21 protein-coding genes and 1 pseudogene are annotated in these 20,417 nt (G+C 62.4%); 16 read left to right on the top strand and 6 right to left on the bottom strand.

The genetic code is table 11. The features are described from left to right. Positions 1-26 precede the first annotated feature (26 nt). A complete protein-coding gene (locus tag MESS2_RS18510; RefSeq protein WP_008875929.1) occupies positions 27-758 on the top strand; it encodes a vWA domain-containing protein in 732 nt (243 codons plus the stop codon). After that, positions 758-1,456 carry a DnaJ domain-containing protein gene (locus MESS2_RS18505; RefSeq protein ID WP_008875928.1) on the top strand — a complete coding sequence of 233 codons (699 nt, stop codon included), beginning with the start codon at positions 758-760 and terminating at the stop codon, positions 1,454-1,456. Before MESS2_RS18510 ends, MESS2_RS18505 begins: the two co-directional genes overlap by 1 nt. Positions 1,457-1,501: 45 nt before the next feature. Here the strand turns inward: MESS2_RS18505 and MESS2_RS18500 are convergent, their stop codons facing one another. After that, positions 1,502-2,887, bottom strand: coding sequence for a D-alanyl-D-alanine carboxypeptidase (locus MESS2_RS18500; RefSeq protein ID WP_008875927.1), 1,386 nt, complete (start codon positions 2,885-2,887; stop codon positions 1,502-1,504). A 307-nt stretch (positions 2,888-3,194) separates the two neighbouring features. Between MESS2_RS18500 and MESS2_RS18495 the strand changes: the two genes are divergently transcribed. The 4 genes from MESS2_RS18495 to MESS2_RS18480 all read left to right on the top strand — a co-directional run bounded on the left by MESS2_RS18495 (position 3,195) and on the right by MESS2_RS18480 (position 7,314). After that, positions 3,195-3,524: a phasin family protein gene (locus tag MESS2_RS18495; RefSeq protein WP_008875926.1), complete on the top strand. Its 330-nt coding sequence runs from the start codon at positions 3,195-3,197 to the stop codon at positions 3,522-3,524. Between the two features lie 273 nt (positions 3,525-3,797). Beyond that, complete coding sequence (gene clpS, locus MESS2_RS18490) at positions 3,798-4,124, top strand: ATP-dependent Clp protease adapter ClpS (RefSeq protein ID WP_036241697.1); 327 nt, start codon at positions 3,798-3,800, stop codon at positions 4,122-4,124. Positions 4,125-4,130: 6 nt separating this feature from the next. Then, positions 4,131-6,599 (top strand): ATP-dependent Clp protease ATP-binding subunit ClpA, encoded by a 2,469-nt coding sequence (clpA, locus tag MESS2_RS18485; RefSeq protein WP_008875924.1) that lies wholly within the window; start codon positions 4,131-4,133, stop codon positions 6,597-6,599. Positions 6,600-6,657: 58 nt separating this feature from the next. Further along, positions 6,658-7,314 carry a chloramphenicol phosphotransferase CPT family protein gene (locus MESS2_RS18480; RefSeq protein ID WP_008875923.1) on the top strand — a complete coding sequence of 219 codons (657 nt, stop codon included), beginning with the start codon at positions 6,658-6,660 and terminating at the stop codon, positions 7,312-7,314. Here MESS2_RS18480 and MESS2_RS18475 read toward each other — a convergent pair. From MESS2_RS18475 to MESS2_RS18460, 4 genes are all read right to left on the bottom strand, one after another. Further along, positions 7,303-7,734, bottom strand: a complete 432-nt coding sequence (locus MESS2_RS18475; protein WP_008875922.1) for an HIT family protein — start codon at positions 7,732-7,734, stop codon at positions 7,303-7,305. The two genes, MESS2_RS18480 and MESS2_RS18475, sit on opposite strands and share 12 nt — an antisense overlap. A gap of 84 nt (positions 7,735-7,818) precedes the next feature. Then, a complete protein-coding gene (locus MESS2_RS18470) occupies positions 7,819-9,033 on the bottom strand; it encodes a GNAT family N-acetyltransferase (protein WP_008875921.1) in 1,215 nt (404 codons plus the stop codon). A 41-nt stretch (positions 9,034-9,074) separates the two neighbouring features. After that, positions 9,075-9,803 (bottom strand): glycerophosphodiester phosphodiesterase, encoded by a 729-nt coding sequence (locus MESS2_RS18465; RefSeq protein ID WP_008875920.1) that lies wholly within the window; start codon positions 9,801-9,803, stop codon positions 9,075-9,077. 7 nt (positions 9,804-9,810) lie between these two features. Next, a complete protein-coding gene (locus MESS2_RS18460; protein WP_008875919.1) occupies positions 9,811-10,275 on the bottom strand; it encodes a RidA family protein in 465 nt (154 codons plus the stop codon). 138 nt (positions 10,276-10,413) lie between these two features. On the opposite strand from MESS2_RS18460, the gene MESS2_RS18455 reads away from it, so the two are divergent. The 5 genes from MESS2_RS18455 (at position 10,414) to tsf (ending at position 15,022) form a co-directional block, all read left to right on the top strand. Next, entirely contained in the window at positions 10,414-11,241 is an 828-nt protein-coding gene (locus MESS2_RS18455; protein WP_008875918.1) for a cell envelope integrity EipB family protein, read from the top strand. A gap of 110 nt (positions 11,242-11,351) precedes the next feature. Then, on the top strand, positions 11,352-12,665 hold the full coding sequence (locus MESS2_RS18450; RefSeq protein WP_008875917.1) for a lysophospholipid acyltransferase family protein: 1,314 nt from the start codon (positions 11,352-11,354) through the stop codon (positions 12,663-12,665). 61 nt (positions 12,666-12,726) lie between these two features. Then, positions 12,727-13,002 (top strand): DUF4031 domain-containing protein, encoded by a 276-nt coding sequence (locus MESS2_RS18445; protein ID WP_008875916.1) that lies wholly within the window; start codon positions 12,727-12,729, stop codon positions 13,000-13,002. 199 nt (positions 13,003-13,201) lie between these two features. Next, positions 13,202-13,987 (top strand): 30S ribosomal protein S2, encoded by a 786-nt coding sequence (gene rpsB / locus MESS2_RS18440; RefSeq protein WP_008875915.1) that lies wholly within the window; start codon positions 13,202-13,204, stop codon positions 13,985-13,987. A gap of 114 nt (positions 13,988-14,101) precedes the next feature. After that, positions 14,102-15,022, top strand: coding sequence for a translation elongation factor Ts (gene tsf, locus MESS2_RS18435; RefSeq protein WP_008875914.1), 921 nt, complete (start codon positions 14,102-14,104; stop codon positions 15,020-15,022). 36 nt (positions 15,023-15,058) lie between these two features. On the opposite strand, the gene MESS2_RS18430 is transcribed toward tsf, so the two are convergent. Continuing rightward, a complete protein-coding gene (locus MESS2_RS18430; RefSeq protein ID WP_008875913.1) occupies positions 15,059-15,985 on the bottom strand; it encodes a LysR family transcriptional regulator in 927 nt (308 codons plus the stop codon). Between the two features lie 115 nt (positions 15,986-16,100). Between MESS2_RS18430 and MESS2_RS18425 the strand changes: the two genes are divergently transcribed. The 5 genes and pseudogenes from MESS2_RS18425 (at position 16,101) to MESS2_RS18405 (ending at position 20,300) form a co-directional block, all read left to right on the top strand. Then, on the top strand, positions 16,101-17,207 hold the full coding sequence (locus MESS2_RS18425) for an aldo/keto reductase (protein WP_008875912.1): 1,107 nt from the start codon (positions 16,101-16,103) through the stop codon (positions 17,205-17,207). Positions 17,208-17,327: 120 nt separating this feature from the next. Then, on the top strand, positions 17,328-18,050 hold the full coding sequence (gene pyrH, locus MESS2_RS18420) for a UMP kinase (RefSeq protein ID WP_081609795.1): 723 nt from the start codon (positions 17,328-17,330) through the stop codon (positions 18,048-18,050). 122 nt (positions 18,051-18,172) lie between these two features. Further along, positions 18,173-18,727, top strand: a complete 555-nt coding sequence (gene frr, locus MESS2_RS18415) for a ribosome recycling factor (RefSeq protein WP_006334575.1) — start codon at positions 18,173-18,175, stop codon at positions 18,725-18,727. 17 nt (positions 18,728-18,744) lie between these two features. Continuing rightward, a pseudogene (locus MESS2_RS18410) lies at positions 18,745-19,488 on the top strand (isoprenyl transferase); the annotation flags it as partial. Then, entirely contained in the window at positions 19,485-20,300 is an 816-nt protein-coding gene (locus MESS2_RS18405; protein ID WP_008875910.1) for a phosphatidate cytidylyltransferase, read from the top strand. The pseudogene MESS2_RS18410 and the gene MESS2_RS18405, both read left to right, overlap by 4 nt. Positions 20,301-20,417: the final 117 nt, after the last annotated feature.

The following is a 20,417-nucleotide window of genomic DNA, read 5'->3' as shown; positions in this document are numbered from 1 at the left end:
CGCGGCAACGCCACATCTTGAATCGCATGAGCGACAAGAAGCAGCCCGTGCCCGCAAGGACCGATCCTGCGCCGGTCAAGCCTCAATCGAGCACCGGCGAAATAGACGCCTTTGTACGCCGAGCGAGGACGCTTGCTGCGTCCGCGACCGGTTCAGCCAGGCTGATCCTTTCCCTCGACGCCACGATGAGCCGCCAGCCGACCTGGGATCTCGCCTGTGCGCTGCAGGGCGAGATGTTCGACGCCGTCGGCAAGGCCGGGGCACTGAAGGTTCAACTGGTGTATTTTCGCGGTCTGGGCGAATGCCGTTCATCCGCGTTCGTGACCAACACAGACGCTCTGAAGCAACTGATGACGCGGATAGAATGCCGCAGCGGAAACACCCAGATCGGCAAGGTGCTTGTCCATGCCCTGAAACAGACGGCGGCATCCAAGGTCAATGCGCTGGTCTATATCGGCGACGCGATGGAAGAAAATGTCGACGACCTTGCCGCAAAAGCCGGCAGCCTCGGCCTGCATGGCGTTCCTGTCTTCGTCTTTCAGGAGGGTCATGATTCCGGCGCGGAAAAGGCGTTCAAGGAAATCGCGCGGCTGTCCAAAGGGGCATGGTTCCGATTTGATCGGCGGGCCGCCGCGACCTTGGCCAGCCTGCTTTCGGCGGTCGCCGTGTTTGCGACCGGCGGGTTGACAGCACTGGAAGCCCGAGGCAGGCCGGAAGACCGGCTGATGATCGAGCATCTGCGGGGCGGCAGGAAATAATGGGCGCGATTATTCTGTTTGTAGCACTCGTTCTGGTGCTTCTCGGCGTCGCCACAGTCTTCGTCCACGCCGACCCTAAGCAACTCGCAAGCGGGATGAGGACGGTCGGGCCTCTCTTGTTGGCGCTGGTCGGGGTTGCCGTGCTGCTGGTCGGACGCCAGGGCATTGGCGGTTTGATCCTGTCGGCGGCGCTCGCCTGGTATGGCTCCGTGCGGATGAAACGGCCGCCAGCGAAGCTGTCGCCGGGCAAGCATTCGACGGTGCGTACCGCGGCACTCGAAATGGAGCTCGATCACGATACCGGCGGCCTGGAAGGGCTCGTGCTGGCCGGTCGCCATGAAGGCAAGATGCTCGGCGCCATGGGGCTTGCGGAATTGCAGCAGCTTTACCGCGAGCTTTCCGGCGACCCGGAGAGCCGCCAATTGCTAGAGACGTATCTTGACAGCAGATTTCCCGTCTGGCGCAAAGACGCTGAGGCGAATGGTGGCGAAGGGCTGGGTGTTGCGCCAGGTTCGGGCGCCATGACTAAGGAGGAGGCCTACAAGATCCTTGGTCTTGAAGCGGGGGCCGCCGCGGCGGATGTCCGCAAGGCGCACCGCCGCCTGATGCAACGCCTGCACCCCGATATCGGTGGCACGTCTTTCCTTGCGGCGCGGATCAACGAAGCCAAGGATGTCTTGCTCTCCAATCACAACTAGTCTCCTTCGACGCAGAATTTCCCGGGAGGCGTTCTTCCACACCGCCTATTGCTGGACGGCGTAGCACTCGATCTTCTTTTTCTTCAGGGCGCTGCAGGCTTTCCAGGCGGCGTTCTTCGAACCGAAGCCGCCAAACCTGGCGCGGTAGTAGGTGACGCCGTCCTTGTCGAAAGCGACGGTGAAACCGGACGCGTCGGCGAGGACCGCGGGCGCCTGCTTCGTCGTCTTGTCGAGGAAAGCCTGGGCCTCGGACCGTTTGGGCGAAGAAGCGACCTGTATTGCCCAGCCCGACGGCACCGATGCGGTATTGACGGGGTCGATCGCCTCCGGTTCGGCATAGGCGGCTGCAACCCGGGCCGTCGCTATGTCGTCCACTGTGGCCACGGCCACCGTCTTGACCTTTCTGGTCTGAACGACGGGAGTAGTCTCCTCGACGATGGGCGCGTTTTCCTCGACAAGAGCGGCAACGGCATCATTGCCCGGCTTTTCGTCCGGCGTCGGCGCGTCGTGCTTGGGCAGGAACACCTTGGCCAGTGCTGTAATCGGGTTGCCGCCGCCGGCCTTGGCGATCAACACGCCGCCGCCGCGCGACGACGCCTTTGGCATGTAGGCGTTGATCAACCCGGCCATCTGGTTGTCGCGGCTGCCGCCCGAATTCCCGCCCATGACCACCGCCACGATGCGGCGATCGCCGTCGGAGACCGAGGAGACGAGATTGTAACCGGAGGCCCGCGTGTAACCCGTCTTGATGCCATCGACGCCCTTGATGCGCCCGAGCAGCCGGTTATGGCCGTTGATGCGCTTGCGGCCATAAAGGAACGAGCGCTGCGAGAAATAGCCGTAATACTGGGGATAATGCTCTCTCAGCGCGATGCCGAGCATCGCCATGTCGCGCGCGGTTGTGAACTGACCGGGGTCTGGCAAGCCATTGGCATTGCGGAAAACGGTCGACTTCATGCCCAGCGCCCGGGCCTTGGCGGTCATCATGCGGGCGAAATTGGCTTCATTGCCGCCGAGGAGCTCGCCGAGCGCCGTTGCCGAGTCGTTTGCCGACTTGGTCACCATAGACAGGATCGCAGTCTCGACCGTGACCGCCCCGCCGGGCCGGACGCCGAGTTTCGTCGGCGGCTCGGCAGCGGCACGTGCCGAGAATACGACCGGGGAATTCCTGGCGATCTTGCCCTTCGCCATGGCCTCGAAGGTCAGGTAAAGCGTCATCATCTTGGTCAGCGAGGCGGGATAGCGCCGGCCGTCGGCATCCGACGAATAAAGCACCTTGCCGGTCTTGGCGTCGATGACGATGGCGGCGGACCTGGCCGCATAAGATGAAGCGGCCCCGGCAACGACAAATGTCATCGCAAAAGCGAGGATCATGATCGTTTTCAGAGAGGACGCGGATTTGGAAAGAATGCCCGACAACGCCTGACGCACCGATAGTTCCTTTGAATTTTTTGTTGCGCTGGAGGCGGCAAAGGGTCCTGCCTCACTTCCGGCCACGCTAACGCGGCCAGCGTTACCAATCCGTTTATGGTAACCGCCGCGTTCACCATTTTCTTCGGGATTGAGCTTCTCTTTATTCGAATCTTAGGCACTGCCGGTGTGGCGGAGTCGCCGATGTTGGCCAAATCTTGACTTTTGTGCGGCGCACAATATATTGACGTGCATTGCACAACACGGCCGGATAGGACGCCCATCGTTCAGGGCGGCCGTCAAAGGCCGCCATCAAGGGAATGCGGAAATGACCCAGACCTACGAAGATTTCAGCAAATACGGCAAAGAGTTTGCCGACACCGGTTTGAAGAGCTTTGCGTCGCTTTCCAAGAGCGCTCAGGCCATTGCAGCCGAAGCGGGCGAATACACCAAGAAGAGCTTCGAAGCCGGCAGCGCCGCAGTCGAGAAACTCGTCTCGGCCAAGTCGCTGGAGAAGGCGATCGAGATCCAGTCCGACTACGCCAAGCAGTCCTACGAATCCTTCGTCACCGAAGCCACCAAGATCGGCGATCTCTATGCCGAACTCGCCAAGGAAGCCTACAAGCCGTTCGAATCGATCGTCGCAAAGGCGAAGTAATTTGTCTGTATGATGTGAAGACGGCCCCGAGCCTGTAAGACAGACCCGGTCGCGGAAGCGCGGCCGGGTTTTTTCATGGCAATTTCAAATCAGGGGCTCTGCTGGCTTCACGATTGCGAAAATCCGTCAAGTTTGGCCACCTAGCCATATTGTCAGCTAAACAGAAGGGCTTAAAATCGTCCATCGAACACCTACATGTCGAACTCGCATGGGGATTCGAAAAGGCAGGACTACGTGACGATCGGTTTGACTGCCACGAGAGACGTGGCGCGCATGCAAAACGGCAGCGACGGCAACGAGGCCGGTCGCGGTACGGCCGTCATCACGCGCACCAAAACCAAGACCAAGAAGCCCAGCCTTTACCGGGTCCTCATCCTCAACGACGACTACACACCCATGGAATTCGTGGTTCACGTGCTGGAGCGTTTTTTCCAGAAGGACCGTGAAGCCGCCACACGCATCATGCTTCATGTTCACAATCATGGAGTGGGCGAGTGCGGGGTCTATACATTCGAGGTGGCCGAGACCAAAGTGTCCCAGGTCATGGATTTCGCCCGACAGAATCAGCATCCGCTGCAATGCGTGATGGAGAAGAAGTGAGGTAACATGCCGGCTTTCTCCCAAGGCCTGGAAAAGGCGCTTCACCAAGCGCTGACGCTCGCCAATGAGCGGCACCATGAATACGCAACCCTTGAACATTTGCTGCTCGCGCTCATCGACGACACCGAGGCGGCCGCCGTCATGCGCGCCTGCAATGTCGATCTCGACGATCTGAAGCATACGGTGCTGACCTATATCGACACCGAGCTCGACAATCTCGTTACCGGCTACGACGAGGATTCCAAGCCGACGGCCGGTTTCCAGCGCGTCATCCAGCGTGCAGTGATCCATGTGCAGTCGTCCGGCCGCGAGGAAGTGTCGGGCGCCAATGTGCTTGTCGCCATCTTCGCCGAGCGCGAGAGCCATGCCGCCTATTTCCTGCAGGAACAGCAGATGACCCGCTACGACGCGGTCAACTACATTTCGCACGGCATCGCCAAGCGCCCCGGCGCATCCGAGACGCGGACGCCGCGCGGCGCCGACGACGAGCAGGGTGGCCAGAACGGCGCCGAGCCGCAGGAGGAAAACGGCAAGAAGAAGCAGCAGCAGGACGCGCTGACCGCCTATTGCGTCAACCTCAACAACAAGGCCAAGGCTGGCAAGATCGATCCGCTGATCGGCCGCGAGAGCGAGATCAACCGCACCATCCAGGTGCTGTGTCGCCGTTCCAAGAACAACCCGCTCTACGTCGGCGACCCCGGCGTCGGCAAGACGGCGATCGCCGAAGGCCTCGCCAAGCGCATTGTCGAGGGCGACGTGCCGGAAGTGCTGTTCAACGCCACCATCTTTGCGCTCGACATGGGCACGCTGCTCGCCGGCACTCGTTACCGCGGCGATTTCGAGGAGCGGCTGAAGCAGGTCGTCAAGGAGCTCGAGGATTATCCCGGCGCGGTGCTGTTCATCGACGAGATCCACACCGTGATCGGGGCAGGGGCAACATCGGGCGGCGCCATGGACGCGTCGAACCTGTTGAAGCCGGCGCTGTCGTCCGGCGCGATTCGTTGCATCGGCTCGACCACCTACAAGGAGTTCCGCCAGTTCTTCGAGAAGGACCGTGCCCTGGTGCGGCGCTTCCAGAAGATCGACGTCAACGAGCCGACCATCGAGGACGCCATCGAAATCATGAAGGGCCTGAAGCCCTATTTCGAGGAGTTCCACAAGGTCCGCTACACGAGCGAGGCGATCAAGGCCTCGGTCGAATTGTCGGCCCGCTACATCAACGACCGCAAGCTGCCGGACAAGGCGATCGACGTGATCGACGAGACCGGCGCCTCGCAGATGCTGGTGCCGGAGGCCAAGCGCAAGAAGACCATCGGCATCAAGGAGATCGAGGCGACGATCGCCACCATGGCCCGCATTCCGCCGAAGACGGTTTCGGCCGACGACGAGAAGGTGCTGCAGGGTCTGGACATCGAGTTGAAGCGCGTCGTCTACGGTCAGGACACCGCGATCACGGCGCTGACCTCGGCGATCAAGCTGGCGCGCGCCGGCCTGCGCGAACCGGAAAAGCCGATCGGCTCCTATTTGTTCTCGGGCCCGACCGGTGTCGGCAAGACCGAAGTGGCAAAGCAGCTCGCTGCCTCGCTTGGCGTCGAGCTGATCCGTTTCGACATGTCGGAATATATGGAGCGTCACACGGTCTCGCGGCTGATCGGCGCGCCTCCCGGCTATGTCGGCTTCGACCAGGGCGGCCTCTTGACCGACGGCGTCGACCAGCATCCGCATTGCGTGCTCTTGCTGGACGAAGTCGAGAAGGCGCATCCGGACCTGTTCAACATCCTGTTGCAGGTAATGGACCATGGCAAGCTGACCGACCACAACGGTAAGCAGATCGACTTCCGGAATGTCATCCTGATCATGACCACCAATGCGGGTGCGTCGGATGCGCAGCGCGCGGCGATCGGTTTCGGCTCGACCAAGCGCGAAGGCGACGATGTCGAGGCGATCAACCGGCTGTTCACGCCGGAATTCCGCAATCGTCTCGATGCGATCATCCCGTTCGGCTCGCTGCCGGTGCCGGTCATCCATCAGGTGGTGCAGAAGTTCGTCATGCAGCTCGAGGCCCAGCTTTCCGAGCGTGGCGTCACCTTCGACCTGTCGTCGGACGCGATCGCCTGGCTGGCTGACAAGGGCTATGACGAGCGCATGGGCGCACGGCCGCTCGGCCGGGTCATCCAGGAACACATCAAGAAGCCGCTGGCCGACGAGGTGCTGTTCGGCAAGCTCAAGAAGGGCGGCACGGTGCGTGTCACCGTCGATAAGAAGGAGACCGGCGAGACCGGCCTGAAGCTCGAATCGCTGGCCGACGAGGCGCCGGTCAAGCCGAAGAAGGAAGAGCTGGACGATGCGCCCAAGGCCAAGAAGGCAGCGGCGAAAAAGCCCGCCGCGAAAAAGGCCGTGGCACAGAAGCCGGAGTCCAAGGTCAAGGATGGCGGCAAGCGCAGCCTGGTGCCGCAACTTCCCCGCAAGGGCTGACAAGCTCTGGAGTCAAAAAAGCCCCGGCAACGGGGCTTTTTTTGTTAGGAGGGGCCGCGTGCAAGTCGGGCAAATCATCATTCTGAACGGTGCGCCGCGATCGGGAAAGTCAAGCATTGTCCAGGCGATCCAGGAGACGTTCGACGGCGTCTGGATGAACCTTGGTGTCGATACCTTCGCACAGACCACGCCGCCCAAGTTTCGTCCGGGCATTGGCCTGCGCCCCGGCGGGGAGCGCCCCGATCTCGAAATGCACGTGCCCCGATTCTATGCCGCGCTCTATGAATCGATAGCCGCCCACAGCCGGTCGGGGCTGAATGTCGTTGCCGATCTCGGTCATCACGATGCCTATTCGAAGCCGCTCAACATCCTGGCCGATTGCGCCGGTCGGCTCACCGGCCTGCCGGTTCTTTTCGTAGGGGTTCGCTGCCCGATCGAGGTGATTCTTGAACGGCGCGCGCGGAGCGCGGCGGACAAGGGCTATGTCACCGGCTCCAGCGACGATCCGATGCCGCGGCCCGTGCGTCTGTGGCAGGAAGAGGTACACCGGCCGGGCATCTATGACCTGGAGGTCGATACGTCGCTGCTAAGCCCGCAGCAGTGTGCAGAGGCGATCAGGTGGCGGCTTGACCACGGCCCGCAGCCGACCGCCTTTCGAAACCTGGCGCAATCGCAAGTCGGCTGGAGCCCGCCTGCGACCGGATCAGTTGCTTAGCGCCGTCCGGATCTTGCCGGCGTTTTCCACCAGCACCTCGGGCCTTTCCATCTGTCCCGTATGCGGCTTCAAGGGGATGCCATCGAAGCGCGGAATGACGTGGACATGGAGGTGATAGACGGTCTGCCCGGATGCCGGCTCGTTGAACTGAATGATGGTAACGCCATCGGCGTCGAAGGCCTTTTTTACAGCTAGCGCCACTTTCTGCACGATGGCAAACAGCGGGCCGAGCGTAGCCGGATCGGCGTCGAGCAGGTTTCGCGAAGGCGCCTTCGGCAGCACGAGCGTATGGCCCGGTCCTTGCGGCATCACATCCATGAAGGCGACGACCGCGTCATCTTCGTAGACGCGATGCGACGGGATTTCCCCGCGCAGTATCTTTGCGAAGATGTTGCCGGGATCGTAGGCGGTTTCGGCCATGGCGCCCTCCAGATATGTTCAGCCCCGTGTAGCGAAGCCGCCTTCGCGCGGCAAGACGTCGGGCAACGTCGACCAGGTTTCGGCCTATTCTTCGAGATCCTTGCGGAACGGGGTGTGTTCTTCAAGATAGTCCCCCATCCGTTCCACCTCGCGCCGTTCGCGCCTGAGATAGTCGGCCACCGCGTTGCGCAGGCCGGGATGCGCGATGTAATGCGCCGAATGCATGGTGACCGGCCTGTAGCCGCGCGCCAGCTTGTGTTCGCCTTGCGCACCCGCCTCGACGACCTTCAGCTTGCGCTCGATGGCGAAGTCGATCGCCTGATGGTAGCAGACCTCGAAATGCAGGAAGGGGTGGTCCTCGATGCAGCCCCAGTTGCGGCCGTAAAGCGCATCCGAGCCGATGAAATTGATGGCGCCGGCAATGTAGCGCCCGTTGCGCCTGGCCATCACCAGCAGGATGTCGTCGGCCATGCGCTCGCCGATCATCGAGAAGAATTCGCGGCTGAGATAGGGCCGGCCCCATTTCCTGCTGCCGGTGTCCATGTAGAACGCAAAAAAGTCGTCCCAGACTCTTTCGGTCAAATCCCCGCCGGTCAGCCAGTCGATCGAGATGCCGTGAGCGAGCGCCTCGCGCCGTTCCTTCTTCATCGCCTTTCGCTTGCGTGAAGCCAGCGTGGCGAGAAAGTCGTCGTAGTTCGAAAAGCCTTCATTGAAGAAGTGGAACTGCTGGTCGGTGCGGTGCAGGAAGCCTGCCGCCTCAAGCGTGTCGACGTCTTTCTCCTGGGCGAAGGTGACATGACCGGAAGACACGCCGAGCTTTTCCGTCACCGCCTTCAGGCCTGCAGCCAGCCCGGCCTTCACGGCATCGCTGTCCTCGCCCTTGCGGACCAGCAGGCGAGGGCCGGTAACGGGTGTAAACGGCACTGCACATTGCAGTTTTGGATAATAGCGTCCGCCGGCGCGTTCGAATGCATCGGACCAGCCATGGTCGAACACATATTCGCCCTGGCTGTGCGACTTGAGATAGCAGGGCACGGCGCCGAGCAACCTGCCTTGCGCCGTCTCCAGCCTGAGGTGGTGGCCTTGCCAGCCGGTGCGCCGAACGGCGCAGCCGGAGTCTTCGAGTGCGCTCAGAAAAGCGAACGAAACAAGGGGGTTGTAGCCATTTTCTGTGTCAGTGCGCGTGGTACTGCCGAAGCCATTCCATTCATCGCGGGTGAAGGCACCGATGCCGGCGGCTACGCGGATCGAATACTGCCCATTCGCCGTCTGTCCGCCGCATTCATCACCCTGATCCATCGGGCTAATTTAAGCGCCAAAGTGGGCCATGCAAGCCCGCTTCAGGCCACCTTCACGTGATCGGGTTCGAAGCCTTCGAACGTCATCTGGTCGGCATATCTAAAGGTGAGCTCCACCGCGGGCTGGTCGAGCACGGTCCAGGTGATGACAGGCATTTTGAGCTTTTCGCGCACGAAGGAGACGAACCGGTTCGGCAGGTCGCCGGCGGCATAGGAGGTGAAGGCGAGATCGTGCGCCAGCATGGCGAAATGCGCCTCGATCAACTTGACGTCCTTGCCGTAGGCGGTCAACCCGCCTGGAATGCCAGGCGCATGTTTGGGGAAGTCGCGGATCAGCCAATGGTCGAACGACATGATCGCCGCCTTGCCCTTGTAGCGCTTGAGCATCTTACCGACGCTTTCGACCAGGCCTTCATCATGGCCGGGAACACCTTTCAACTCGACGACCATGGGCACGCGGCCACCGACCAGATCGAGCGCCTGCTGCAACGTCGGCAGATGGTCCGAGGTGCCGCCAACCCTGAGCGCCGTCAGTTCGGCCGCCGTGCGCTGCCAGACGAAGCCGTCCTGGCCGGTCAGCCGCTTGAGGTCGTCGTCATGGATGATGACGGGAACGCGATCCGACGACAAATGCACATCGCATTCGATCGCATAGCCGCGCTCGGCCGCGGCGGCGAAAGCGGAAAGCGTGTTCTCCCAGCGCTTCTTGTTCATGTCGTGAAAGCCGCGATGGGCAACGGGCCGGGCGGTCAGCCAGGAAAGGTCGGTCATATCTGGCTCACTCGACTTCGAAGATCGCTTCGATTTCCACTGCGGCATTAAGCGGCAGGGAGGTGGTGCCGACGGAGGAGCGAGCATGCTTGCCGCGGTCGCCAAGCACTGCGACGAAAAAATCTGAAGCGCCGTTGGCAACCAGATGCTGCTCGACGAAATCCGGCGTCGAGGCTACGAAGACGGTGATCTTCACCAGGCGGTGGATTGTTTCGAGATCGCCGAGGGCGGCCTTGGCCTGCGCCAATAAGTTGATCGCACAATATTTTGCCGCTTCCTTGCCGGCTGCAGTGTCGACGTCGCGGCCGAGCAGACCGCTCGCATGCAGCTTGCCGTCCTTCAGCGGCAACTGCCCGGCGGTGAACAGCAGGTTGCCGGTCCTGCAATAAGTCACGTAGGTGGCGGCGGGTGTGGCGGCGACAGGCAGCGTCACGCCGAGATCGCTTAGCCGCTTTTCGATTGTTTCACTCATGGTATTTCCCTATTGCTTGATGTTGCCGCGCAGGCCGGGCCGAAATTGCTATTTTTGCCTCGCTTCCGCCATGACTTTTTTTAAGCTGGACCATCTTTCCCTGCGGCCTGCCATCGGCCGCGATGATCGGAGCCCCTCATGCGCGCAACGCGCCTCGCATTCCATGCCGTTCTGCTGCCGGCGCTTTTCGCAGTGGCTCCTGCTTTTGCCGTGCCGGCGCTGCAGGCGCATCGCGCCGTTTATGACATCACCCTGGACAAGGCGTCGGATCGTTCCGGCATCACCGGCATTTCCGGGCGCATGGTCTACGAATTCAATGGCTCGCCCTGCGAAGGCTACACGGTGAAGTTCCGCATGGTCACCCAGATCGTCACCGGCGACAACACGCGGCTGACCGACCAGCAGACGACGACCTTCGAGGACGCCGAAGGCAAGACCTTCTCGTTCGTAACGAAATCCTTCGTCGACCAGAACCTCGACAAGGAGGTCAAGGGCACCGCAACGAAGGAAACGAAGGGCCTCAAGGTCGATTTGGACAAGCCGGAGAGGAACAGCATCGAACTGGCTGCCACCCAATTCCCGACCCAGCATCTGGTCGAACTGATCGGCAAGGCCGAAAAGGGCGAGAACTTCTACGAAACCAATCTGTTCGACGGCTCGGAAGACGCCGATAAGGTGATGGCCACGACCGTCGTCGTCGGCAAGAAAGCCGATGCCGACAAGGCCGATCCGGAAGCGCCGGCGCTGGCCAAGCTCGCGACCGACAAATATTGGCCGGTCGACATCGCCTATTTCGACGACACCGACAAGTCGGGCGAGGAGGTGCCGGAATACCGGATCAGCTTCAAGCTGCTTGAGAACGGCATCACGCGCGACATGGTCATGAACTATGGCGAATTCTCTATGACCGGCAAGCTGGTCAACCTGTCGCTGTTCGATCAGTCGAAGCCCTGCCCGACGAAATAGCGCCTGTCCCCGGCCTGGTTAGCCACGACGCTGGCTAAACAGGCTTGATGACTTGAACACGCCGCAATTGCGTTTCATCCTTTCCCCGGCGTCTACCTCGGGGGATCAGGTTGAGCAGAATCGATGTGTTCGTGGCGCCGAAGCCCAGTCCGGCGCTGATCAGGATCATGACTTTCGTCAACCGGATTGTCATGCTGCACGGCGTTCCCGGCTTGCGCGACCTGTTGCCGTTCAATCTTCTGGCCGGTTTGCGTGGCGTCGCCAATGTCCGCCACATAGAATTTCCCGATGATGACAGGCAGCGGCTGAAGGCCTGCTGCGGCGGCGGCAAGGCGACATTCATCACGCCCAACCATCCGGAATTCTTCACCGATTGGATGATCGACAAGGAGATCGTCTCTCAGGTCAGCCCGCTCGCGGCATCCTGGGCCACGCATGGCGTCGTCAACGGTCTCGGCCGGATCATGCAGAAATTCTGGCTGGCCAACAATCTGATCGCGCAGATCCCCGGTAACAGCGGAGCGGCCAAGGAACATTCGGTCGCCTGGGCGCTGAAAGGGCATGGCGTGCTCCTGCATCCCGAGGGCGGCGTCGGCTGGCATGCCAATGTCGTTGCCCCGTTGCTGCCAGGGGCCGTCGAGATGGGGTTCGAAGCGCTCAAGTGCGGTCGCGCAACGGACGGGGATTTCAAGGTGTGCGTCGCGCCGGTCGTCTGGAAGCTGGCCTTCACCGGGGATGTCGAGCCGGCGTTGGCGCGGGAATGCGGCTATGTCGAGAAGAGCCTGAAAGTCGAACGTCATGCCGCCGATACGCTGTCGGGGCGGGTCCACCATATCTATGCAACGCTCTTGTCCCGCGATGAGAGCACCTGCGAGATGTTGCCTGACGCGCAGGCCTCCTATGCCGCGCGTCAGAAGCGATTGCTGACCGAATTAAGCCGGCGCCTTGGGAAACTAATTCCAGTCGAATCCGCCCCAGTCGAATCTGGAATCGATGAAATCGCCGAGCTTTTGCGCCGGTCGCGCCGTTGGCTGCGGGAAGGGGCGGGCGATGCCGAAGAGCAGAAGCAGGTCCGGACGCTGGCGGACACCATCCAGCGTATCCAGCGTGTCGGGCCGTGGGCATGGTCCAGTCCGCGCATCACGCAAGAGGAGATCGCCGAGCACCTGAAACGCATCCGCAACGATTACTGCAAGGGCACCCTGCGCGACACGATCAACCGCTTCGTGCCGCAGCCGGCAGGGCCGCGTCGCGCCCATATCCGCGCGCCGGAGCCGCTCGGATTGCATGCCTGGCAGGGCTCGGTCGACGAGGCGCTTGCCGAATTGCACCGCCGCATGCAGGACGCCATCACCGCAATCGTCGGTCAGGTTGAGGCCGGCGGCGGCTTCATTTTCTACCCGAATCCCTTCTATCATCGCTGATGCCGGAATCCTGGCATGACGACCCGGCATACGGACCGGGTGACGGAGTGCGGCAAGCCTGATGGCGGTCTATGTCGACGCGGCAATCTGGAAGTGGGTCGGCCACCGCTGGTGCCATCTTCTGGCCGACGATACAGACGAGTTGCACCGCTTTGCCGCCCAGCTTGGCATCAAGCGCTCATCCTATCAGGGACCGCCCAAGACATCGGCGCCGCATTATGACATAACCGGCTTCGAACGCGACCGCGCGGTGCGGCTTGGCGCCATCGAGTGCACCCGCGAGGAAATCGTCGCGATTTTCAGGCGTGTCAGGGTGCCGAAGGGCAAGATGCGGTGACGACACCGGTGCGCTGATCGCCGCACCCTGAACGGCAGCGCTTGCGTTTGCAGCACTTCCCCTCTATATGCGCGCTCATTCCACACACGGACTTTGGTGTCTGCCCGGGAGAAATCCGGCTGAAACCTCCGGTGGCATTCGAGGACATCCGTCCGGAAATGCCTGTGTCCGTGGAGGCTAACCGGAAAGGAACTTGAGAATGGCTCTGCCTGATTTCAGCATGCGCCAGCTTTTGGAAGCTGGCATTCACTTCGGCCACCAGACCCACCGCTGGAACCCGAAAATGGCGCCCTACATCTACGGCGCCCGCAACAATATCCACATCATCGACCTGTCGCAGACGGTGCCCTTGCTGCACCAGGCGCTGAAGCAGGTGTCCGACACCGTCGCCAAGGGTGGTCGCGTGCTGTTCGTCGGCACCAAGCGCCAGGCGTCCGACATCGTCGCCGATGCCGCGCAGCGCTCGGCCCAATACTATGTCAATTCCCGCTGGCTCGGCGGCATGCTGACCAACTGGAAGACGATCTCGAACTCCATCCAGCGCCTGCGCAAGCTCGACGAGATGCTGGCCGGTGAGGCCCAGGGCCTGACCAAGAAGGAGCGCCTCAACCTCGACCGCGAGCGCGAGAAGCTCGACAAGGCGCTGGGTGGCATCAAGGACATGGGCTCGACGCCGGACCTGATGTTCGTCATCGACACCAACAAGGAAGCGATCGCCATCCTCGAGGCCAAGCGTCTCGGCATTCCGGTCGTGGCCATCATCGATTCCAACTGCGATCCGGACAAGATCGACTTCCCGATCCCCGGCAATGACGACGCGGCCCGCGCCATCCAGCTTTATTGCGACCTGATCGCCAAGGCCGCCATCGACGGCATCGCTCGCCAGCAGGGCGCGCTCGGCGTCGATGTTGGCGCTGCGGTCGAGGCTCCGGTCGAACCGGCGCTGGATCCGACGCCCGCGGCCGAGACCCCGGAAGCACAATAGCGAAGGCCGGTTCCGGCCTTCATCTTTCCAATATGTTGGCGCGCTAAGCGCTGGTGCCGGGCGCATCATCGAATTTCGATGGTGCGTCGGCGCATTTGAAACAAAGAGGCGACAATGAGCATTTCGGCTGCACAGGTCAAAGAACTCCGCGACTTGACCGGCGCGGGCATGATGGACTGCAAGATGGCGTTGAACGAGACCAACGGCAACATGGAAGAGGCCGTCGACTGGCTGCGCAAGAAGGGCATCTCCAAGGCCGACAAGAAGGCCGGCCGCACCGCTGCCGAGGGCCTGATCGGCGTTGATTCCGGCGTCCGCGAGGCGGCTGTTGTCGAGGTCAACTCCGAGACCGATTTCGTTGCCCGCAATGCTGCCTTCCAGGAGATCGTCGCCAACGTGGCCAAGGTTGCGCTCGCCTATGGCAAGACCGAGGCGGTTGCGGCTGCCAAATATCCGGGTTCGGACAAGTCGGTAACCGACGTCATCAAGGATGCCGTCGGCACGATCGGCGAGAATCTGGGCTTCCGCCGCTCGGCCAAGCTCACCGTTCCGCACGGCGCCGTGGCGACCTATGTCCACAACGCGGTTGCCGATGGCCTCGGCAAGCTCGGTGTGCTGGTCGCCATCGAGACGACCGGCAACGAGCATGCGGCCAACGCCTTTGCCCGCCAGGTCGCCATGCATGTCGCCGCCACCAACCCGATGGCGCTGACCGCCGAGCAGATCGATCCCGCCGCGGTCGAGCGTGAGAAGGCGATCTTCTCCGACCAGGCGCGCCAGTCGGGCAAGCCGGAAGCGATTATCGAGAAGATGGTCGAGGGCCGTCTGCGCAAGTTCTACGAAGAGGTCGTGCTCCTCAAGCAGGCCTTCGTGCTCAATCCCGACATCACCGTCGAGAAGGCGCTGAAGGATGCCGAGAAGGAGATCGGTGCGCCGGCCAAGATCACGGCCTATCTGCGCTTCGCGCTCGGCGAGGGCATCGAGAAGGAAGAGACCGATTTCGCGGCGGAAGTCGCGGCAGCGGTCAAGAAATAGCCCGAAAACATATAGCCCGGAGACGGGCTTCTCAGCTCAGGCAACTCGGCCGGGCGTCCGCGAGGATGTCCGGCCGATCTCTTGTGCGGTGTCGATGAAGGCTCTGAGCTTCGGCGCCATCGCCGACCGCCTGGGAAAATAGAGGAACAGGCCTGGTTCCTCGATCGCCGACTGCGGCAGCACCTGGACAAGCCGGCCGGCGGTGATGTCAGCGCGCACCAGCGGCTCGAACACATAGGCCAGCCCCGTTCCCGATAGCGCCAGATCGATCGCGGCAAGGGAATCGGTGACGACAGCCGTGCCGCGCGTCTCCACCGCCACGTCCTTGCCGTCCTCCGCCAAATCCCAGCGATAGACCGCGCCCGATCGCACGAGACGGTAGCCGATGCAATTGTGGGCAGCGAGGTCGGCCAGGCTGCCCGGGCGGCCTCGCCGGCCGATATAGGCTGGCGAAGCGACGATGATCACTTGGAACGGCCGTGTCAGCCGGATCGCGATCATGTCCTGCGCGATCATCTCGCCAAGCCTGATACCGGCGTCAAAGCCTTCGCCGACGATATCGACCAGTCCTTCATTGGCAAAGATTTCCACCGTTATATCGGGGTAGCGCTCCGCCATGGCCGTTACGACCGGTGTCACGGCCATCGGGACGGCGACATGCGAAACATTCAGTCTGAGCAGGCCGGCCGGCCGGCCCTTGATGCCGCGAATACGCTCCATCCGCTCGGCGATATCCTGCAGCGCGGGTTCCGCCGTCGCGACAAGCGCCTGACCGGCCTCGGTCAGCGACACGCTGCGCGTGGTGCGGGCAAACAGCGGCTGGCCGATCCGCTCCTCCACCAGCCGCACCGCATGGCTGACCGCCGATGCGCTCATGCCGAGCTCGGCGGCCGCCAGCGCAAAGCCGCCGCGCCGCGCCACGGCCACGACGACTGGAAGATGGCTGAGCAGGTCGCGATCCATTCATGAACAATATCGCATAGTGCTTGTCGACAATGCAATCTTATAGGGGGCCACAGTCTCCAATATCTCTACTCGCACAAGCCGGCCCTGCCGGTGAAAGCAAAGGAGACGACCAATGACCATGAGCTATTACACTCTCGGCAACAGCGGGCTGCGTGTCACGCGGCTTGCGCTCGGCACCATGACCTTCGGCACGGAATGGGGCTGGGGCGCCGAAAAGGAGACCGCTCGCGCACTGGTCGATGCCTATGTCGAGGCGGGTGGCAATTTCTTCGACACGGCCGACGCCTATACCGGCGGCACGTCCGAAACCTGGCTCGGCGAATTCATCGCCGAGCGCGGGTTGCGCGACAAGGCCGTGATCAGCACCAAGTTCAGTTTCAACCCGCTGGCCGACAACCCGAATGCCGGCGGCAACGGCCGCAAGAACATAATACGCGCCGTCGAAGGCTCGCTGAAGCGTCTCGGTACCGACTACATCGACCTCTACATCCTCCACGCCTGGGACAGGCTGACGCCACCAGAGGAGGTGATGCGGACGCTTGACGACCTGGTGCGGGCCGGAAAGATCCGGCATGTCGGTCTCTCCGACGTGCCGGCCTGGTATGCGAGCCGGGCGCAGTCGGTCGCCGAGCATCGCGGCTATGAACCGGTTTCGGCGCTTCAGCTCGAATATTCTCTGGCCGAGCGCAACATCGAGCACGAATTCGTGCCGTTCGGAACGCGCTATGGCGCCGGGATCATGGTCTGGAGCCCGTTGGCCAGCGGCCTGCTCAGCGGAAAATACCGTTCCGATACAATCGTCAAGGATGGCGGCAGGCTGGAGACGATGCGCGGTTCGAGCAATCCCGGGTTCCAGAAATTCACCGACCGCAACTGGCAAATCGTCGCCGAACTGGAGACGGTTGCCGGCCAGCTTGGCCGCAGCATGGCCCAGGTCGCCCTGAACTGGACGGCAAACAGGCCGGGCATTGCGTCCGTGATCGTCGGCGCTACCAGGCTTGACCAGCTCAAGGACAATCTCGGCGCGCTCGATTTCGACATTCCCGAAGAGCTTCGGGCGCGGCTCGATGCGGTGAGCCGACCGGTCACGCCCTTTCCGTATTCGTTCTTCGGCCCGGAAATACAAGGCGGCCTGACAGGCGGCCAGGCGGTTGGCGACAAGCCGGCAAGCTATCTGCCGGATCTGCTCATGCAAGGCTCGTTTGCCGGCGTGAGTTGACAATTCTCTTGCCGTTTCCGGCTCGGGCGCCGCGTGACATCGCGGCGCCCTTCGTGTATCGGAGCCAGTGTTTCCGGGCGCGGCGCCCGAAGGCGTCACATGCACAATGACGAGGACCAGATGACGGTGAAGCCCCTCTACCGACGTGTCTTGCTGAAAGCATCGGGCGAAGCGTTGATGGGCGAACAGCATTTCGGCATCGACGTGTCGGTCGTCGATCGCATCGCGGCCGACATCGCGGAGGCTCGCGCGCTCGGCATCGAGGTCGGCGTCGTCATCGGCGGCGGCAACATCTTTCGCGGCGTGGCGGTGGCGTCCAAGGGCGGCGACCGCGTCACCGGCGACCATATGGGCATGCTTGCCACGGTCATCAACTCGCTGGCGCTGCGCACCTCGCTGAACAAGATCGGCGTCGACGCCGTGGTGCTGTCGGCGATTGCCATGCCCGAGCTTTGCGAGAGTTTTTCCCAGCGCCAGGCGACCGCCTACATGAACCAGGGCAAGGTCGTCATTTTCGCCGGCGGCACCGGCAATCCCTTCTTCACCACCGATTCGGCCGCGGCGCTCCGCGCCGCCGAAATCGGCGCCGATGCGCTGTTCAAGGGCACCCAGGTCGACGGCGTCTACTCGGCCGATCCCAAGAAGGATCCGAACGCGACCCGCTTCGAGCGCATCAGCCATGCCGAAGTGATAAAACGCGGGCTTTCGATCATGGATACGGCTGCGATTGCACTTGCGCGCGAAAACAACATTCCGATAATCGTCTATTCGATACACGAGAAGGGCGGCTTTGGGGATATTCTGAGGGGCGGCGGCCGCTGCACGGTCGTCGCGGACAGCTGATCGGGAGCAAGATCCCGAACCGAAGGTCCGCGTGAACAAAAAGCGGATCTTCGGAATGAGACTCATGCATGGGGTTTTCCCCTGAAACAGTGAACCCGGGCCAACGGGTCGAGGAGACGATGATGAGTGGCGAATACGACGATCTCAAGCGGCGCATGGATGGGGCGATCGCGGCCTTCAAACACGATCTGGCTTCGCTGCGGACCGGCCGCGCTTCGAGCAACCTGCTCGACGCCATACAGGTACAAGCCTATGGCACCACCATGCCGATCAACCAGGTGGCGAATGTATCGGTGCCCGAGCCACGCATGATTTCGGTTTCGGTCTGGGACAAGTCGATGGTCGGCGCGGTCGACCGCGCCATCCGTGAATCCAATCTCGGCTTCAACCCGATCGTCGACGGCACCAATCTTAGAATTCCGCTGCCCGAGCTCAACGAGCAGCGCCGCAAGGAACTGGTCAAGATCTCGCATGGTTATGCCGAGAATGCCCGCGTCGCCGTGCGCCATGTGCGCCGCGACGGCATGGACTTTCTCAAGAAGGCGGAAAAGGACGGCGATATCAGCGAGGACGACCAGCGCAAGCGCTCCGATCAGGTCCAGAAGCTCACCGACGAGATGATCAGCACGATCGACCATCTGCTTTCCGATAAGGAAGCTGAAATCATGCAGGTTTAAGGGTAGGTACCCGACCCGAAAGCGAAACTATGACAAGCCCCGCGCATGTCGCGATAATCATGGACGGAAATGGACGCTGGGCCAAGGCACGCGGCATGCCGCGGCTTGCCGGGCATCGGGCCGGCGTCGAGGCGCTGCGCAAGACGGTGCGCGCCGCCCCCGGCCTCGGCATTTCCTTCCTGACGGTCTACGCTTTTTCGTCGGAAAACTGGTCGCGGCCGAAGTCCGAAGTCAGCGACCTGATGGGCCTCCTGAAACTCTTCATCCGCCGCGATCTCGCCGAACTGCATCAGAGCGGTGTGCGCGTCAGGATCATCGGCGACAGGACAGGGCTGCAGTCCGATATCAGGACGCTGCTTGAGGAGGCCGAAACGCTGACCGTGCGCAACACCGCGCTGACCCTGATCATCGCTTTCAACTATGGCGGACGCGACGAGATCGTACGCACGGCGCGCAAGCTTGCTGCCGCGGCGGCGCGCGGCGAGCTCGACAGTGAGGCGATTACCGCCGAGTCCTTTGCCGGCGCCCTCGACACCGCAGGCATCCCGGACCCGGAACTGGTCATACGCACCAGCGGCGAGCTCAGGCTGTCGAATTTCCTGCTGTGGCAGGCGGCCTATAGCGAACTCGTCTTCCTGCCTTGCTACTGGCCCGATTTCAGCCGCAAGCATTTGGCCGACGCGTTGCGCGATTTCGCCGGCCGCGAGCGCCGTTTCGGCGGGCTTGGTGCCCAGGACGTCGCTGCGACTGCCAAGGGATGAGCAACCTCCAGCTCCGTGTCATTTCCTCGGTCGTGCTTGCCGTCGCCACGCTTGGCCTGACCTGGCTTGGCGGACTGCCGTTCCGCTTGCTGTGCGCCGCCATGGCGGCTGTGATCTTCCACGAATGGACGCGGATGTGCCGCCCGGCCGCCGGCCCAGGTCTTGGCTTTCTGCCGGAGGCGCTGCTTGTGGTCTTCGTCGGCGCCTTGATCGCCGGCCTGCCGGCCTTCTGGCTGCTGCTTCTGGTGGCAGTGCTGGTCATGGTCGTCGTGGCCGCGGCCTGGGCGCGCAAGACGGGGCAGTGGGACGCATCCGGCCTTGCCTATGCGGCCGTTTCCGGCCTGTCGCTTGCTCTTTTGCGCGACGGCGACCATCCCGGCCTCGTCGCCATTCTTTTCCTGTTCGCGGTGGTTTGGGCGACCGACATCTTTGCCTATTTCGTCGGCCGCAGCGTCGGCGGTCCGAAACTGGCGCCCTCGATCTCGCCGGGCAAGACGCAGAGCGGTGCGCTCGGCGGTGCCGTCGGCGGCGTGATCGCCGGGCTGCTGCTGGCCGCCGCGGCCGGCGCCGGCAATCTTGCCATGCTCGGCGTCGTTGCGCTGGTGCTTTCGATCGTCTCCCAGGCCGGCGACCTGTTCGAATCGTGGGTGAAGCGCCGCCACGGCCGCAAGGATTCGGGCGCGCTTATACCTGGCCATGGCGGCGTCATGGACCGGGTCGACGGGCTTGTCGCGGCCGCTTTTGCCCTATACGTCATCGGCTGGATTTCGGCGGGCGCCGACCATCCGGCACAGGGACTGTTTCCAGCTTGAACGGCATTGTTTCCTGGCATGGCGGAGTGCGTCATGGATTCGCCTGGATTGATGTGACAGTCGCAGCGCACCGCGTACGTGGAAGATTCTGGCTACGGACGAATTCGAGGGCATGAA

It is taken from the genome of Mesorhizobium metallidurans STM 2683, assembly GCF_000350085.1.
Taxonomy (GTDB): Bacteria; Pseudomonadota; Alphaproteobacteria; order Rhizobiales; family Rhizobiaceae; genus Mesorhizobium; species Mesorhizobium metallidurans.
Note: the sequence above shows the minus strand (reverse complement) of the source record. Positions and strands in the feature narration are given on the sequence as shown.

Bases quoted from the DNA above. Each gene is read 5' to 3' on its own strand.
- MESS2_RS18460 (WP_008875919.1), bottom strand. From the start codon at position 10,275: ATGAGTGAAACAATCGAAAAGCGGCTAAGCGATCTCGGCGTGACGCTG.
- clpS (WP_036241697.1), top strand. From the start codon at position 3,798: ATGCAAAACGGCAGCGACGGCAACGAGGCCGGTCGCGGTACGGCCGTC.
- MESS2_RS18425 (WP_008875912.1), top strand. From the start codon at position 16,101: ATGACCATGAGCTATTACACTCTCGGCAACAGCGGGCTGCGTGTCACG.
- MESS2_RS18465 (WP_008875920.1), bottom strand. From the start codon at position 9,803: ATGACCGACCTTTCCTGGCTGACCGCCCGGCCCGTTGCCCATCGCGGC.
- rpsB (WP_008875915.1), top strand. From the start codon at position 13,202: ATGGCTCTGCCTGATTTCAGCATGCGCCAGCTTTTGGAAGCTGGCATT.
- MESS2_RS18510 (WP_008875929.1), top strand. From the start codon at position 27: ATGAGCGACAAGAAGCAGCCCGTGCCCGCAAGGACCGATCCTGCGCCG.
- MESS2_RS18405 (WP_008875910.1), top strand. From the start codon at position 19,485: ATGAGCAACCTCCAGCTCCGTGTCATTTCCTCGGTCGTGCTTGCCGTC.
- pyrH (WP_081609795.1), top strand. From the start codon at position 17,328: ATGACGGTGAAGCCCCTCTACCGACGTGTCTTGCTGAAAGCATCGGGC.
- tsf (WP_008875914.1), top strand. From the start codon at position 14,102: ATGAGCATTTCGGCTGCACAGGTCAAAGAACTCCGCGACTTGACCGGC.
- frr (WP_006334575.1), top strand. From the start codon at position 18,173: ATGAGTGGCGAATACGACGATCTCAAGCGGCGCATGGATGGGGCGATC.
- clpA (WP_008875924.1), top strand. From the start codon at position 4,131: ATGCCGGCTTTCTCCCAAGGCCTGGAAAAGGCGCTTCACCAAGCGCTG.
- MESS2_RS18445 (WP_008875916.1), top strand. From the start codon at position 12,727: ATGGCGGTCTATGTCGACGCGGCAATCTGGAAGTGGGTCGGCCACCGC.
- MESS2_RS18470 (WP_008875921.1), bottom strand. From the start codon at position 9,033: ATGGATCAGGGTGATGAATGCGGCGGACAGACGGCGAATGGGCAGTAT.
- MESS2_RS18495 (WP_008875926.1), top strand. From the start codon at position 3,195: ATGACCCAGACCTACGAAGATTTCAGCAAATACGGCAAAGAGTTTGCC.
- MESS2_RS18475 (WP_008875922.1), bottom strand. From the start codon at position 7,734: ATGGCCGAAACCGCCTACGATCCCGGCAACATCTTCGCAAAGATACTG.
- MESS2_RS18430 (WP_008875913.1), bottom strand. From the start codon at position 15,985: ATGGATCGCGACCTGCTCAGCCATCTTCCAGTCGTCGTGGCCGTGGCG.
- MESS2_RS18455 (WP_008875918.1), top strand. From the start codon at position 10,414: ATGCGCGCAACGCGCCTCGCATTCCATGCCGTTCTGCTGCCGGCGCTT.
- MESS2_RS18505 (WP_008875928.1), top strand. From the start codon at position 758: ATGGGCGCGATTATTCTGTTTGTAGCACTCGTTCTGGTGCTTCTCGGC.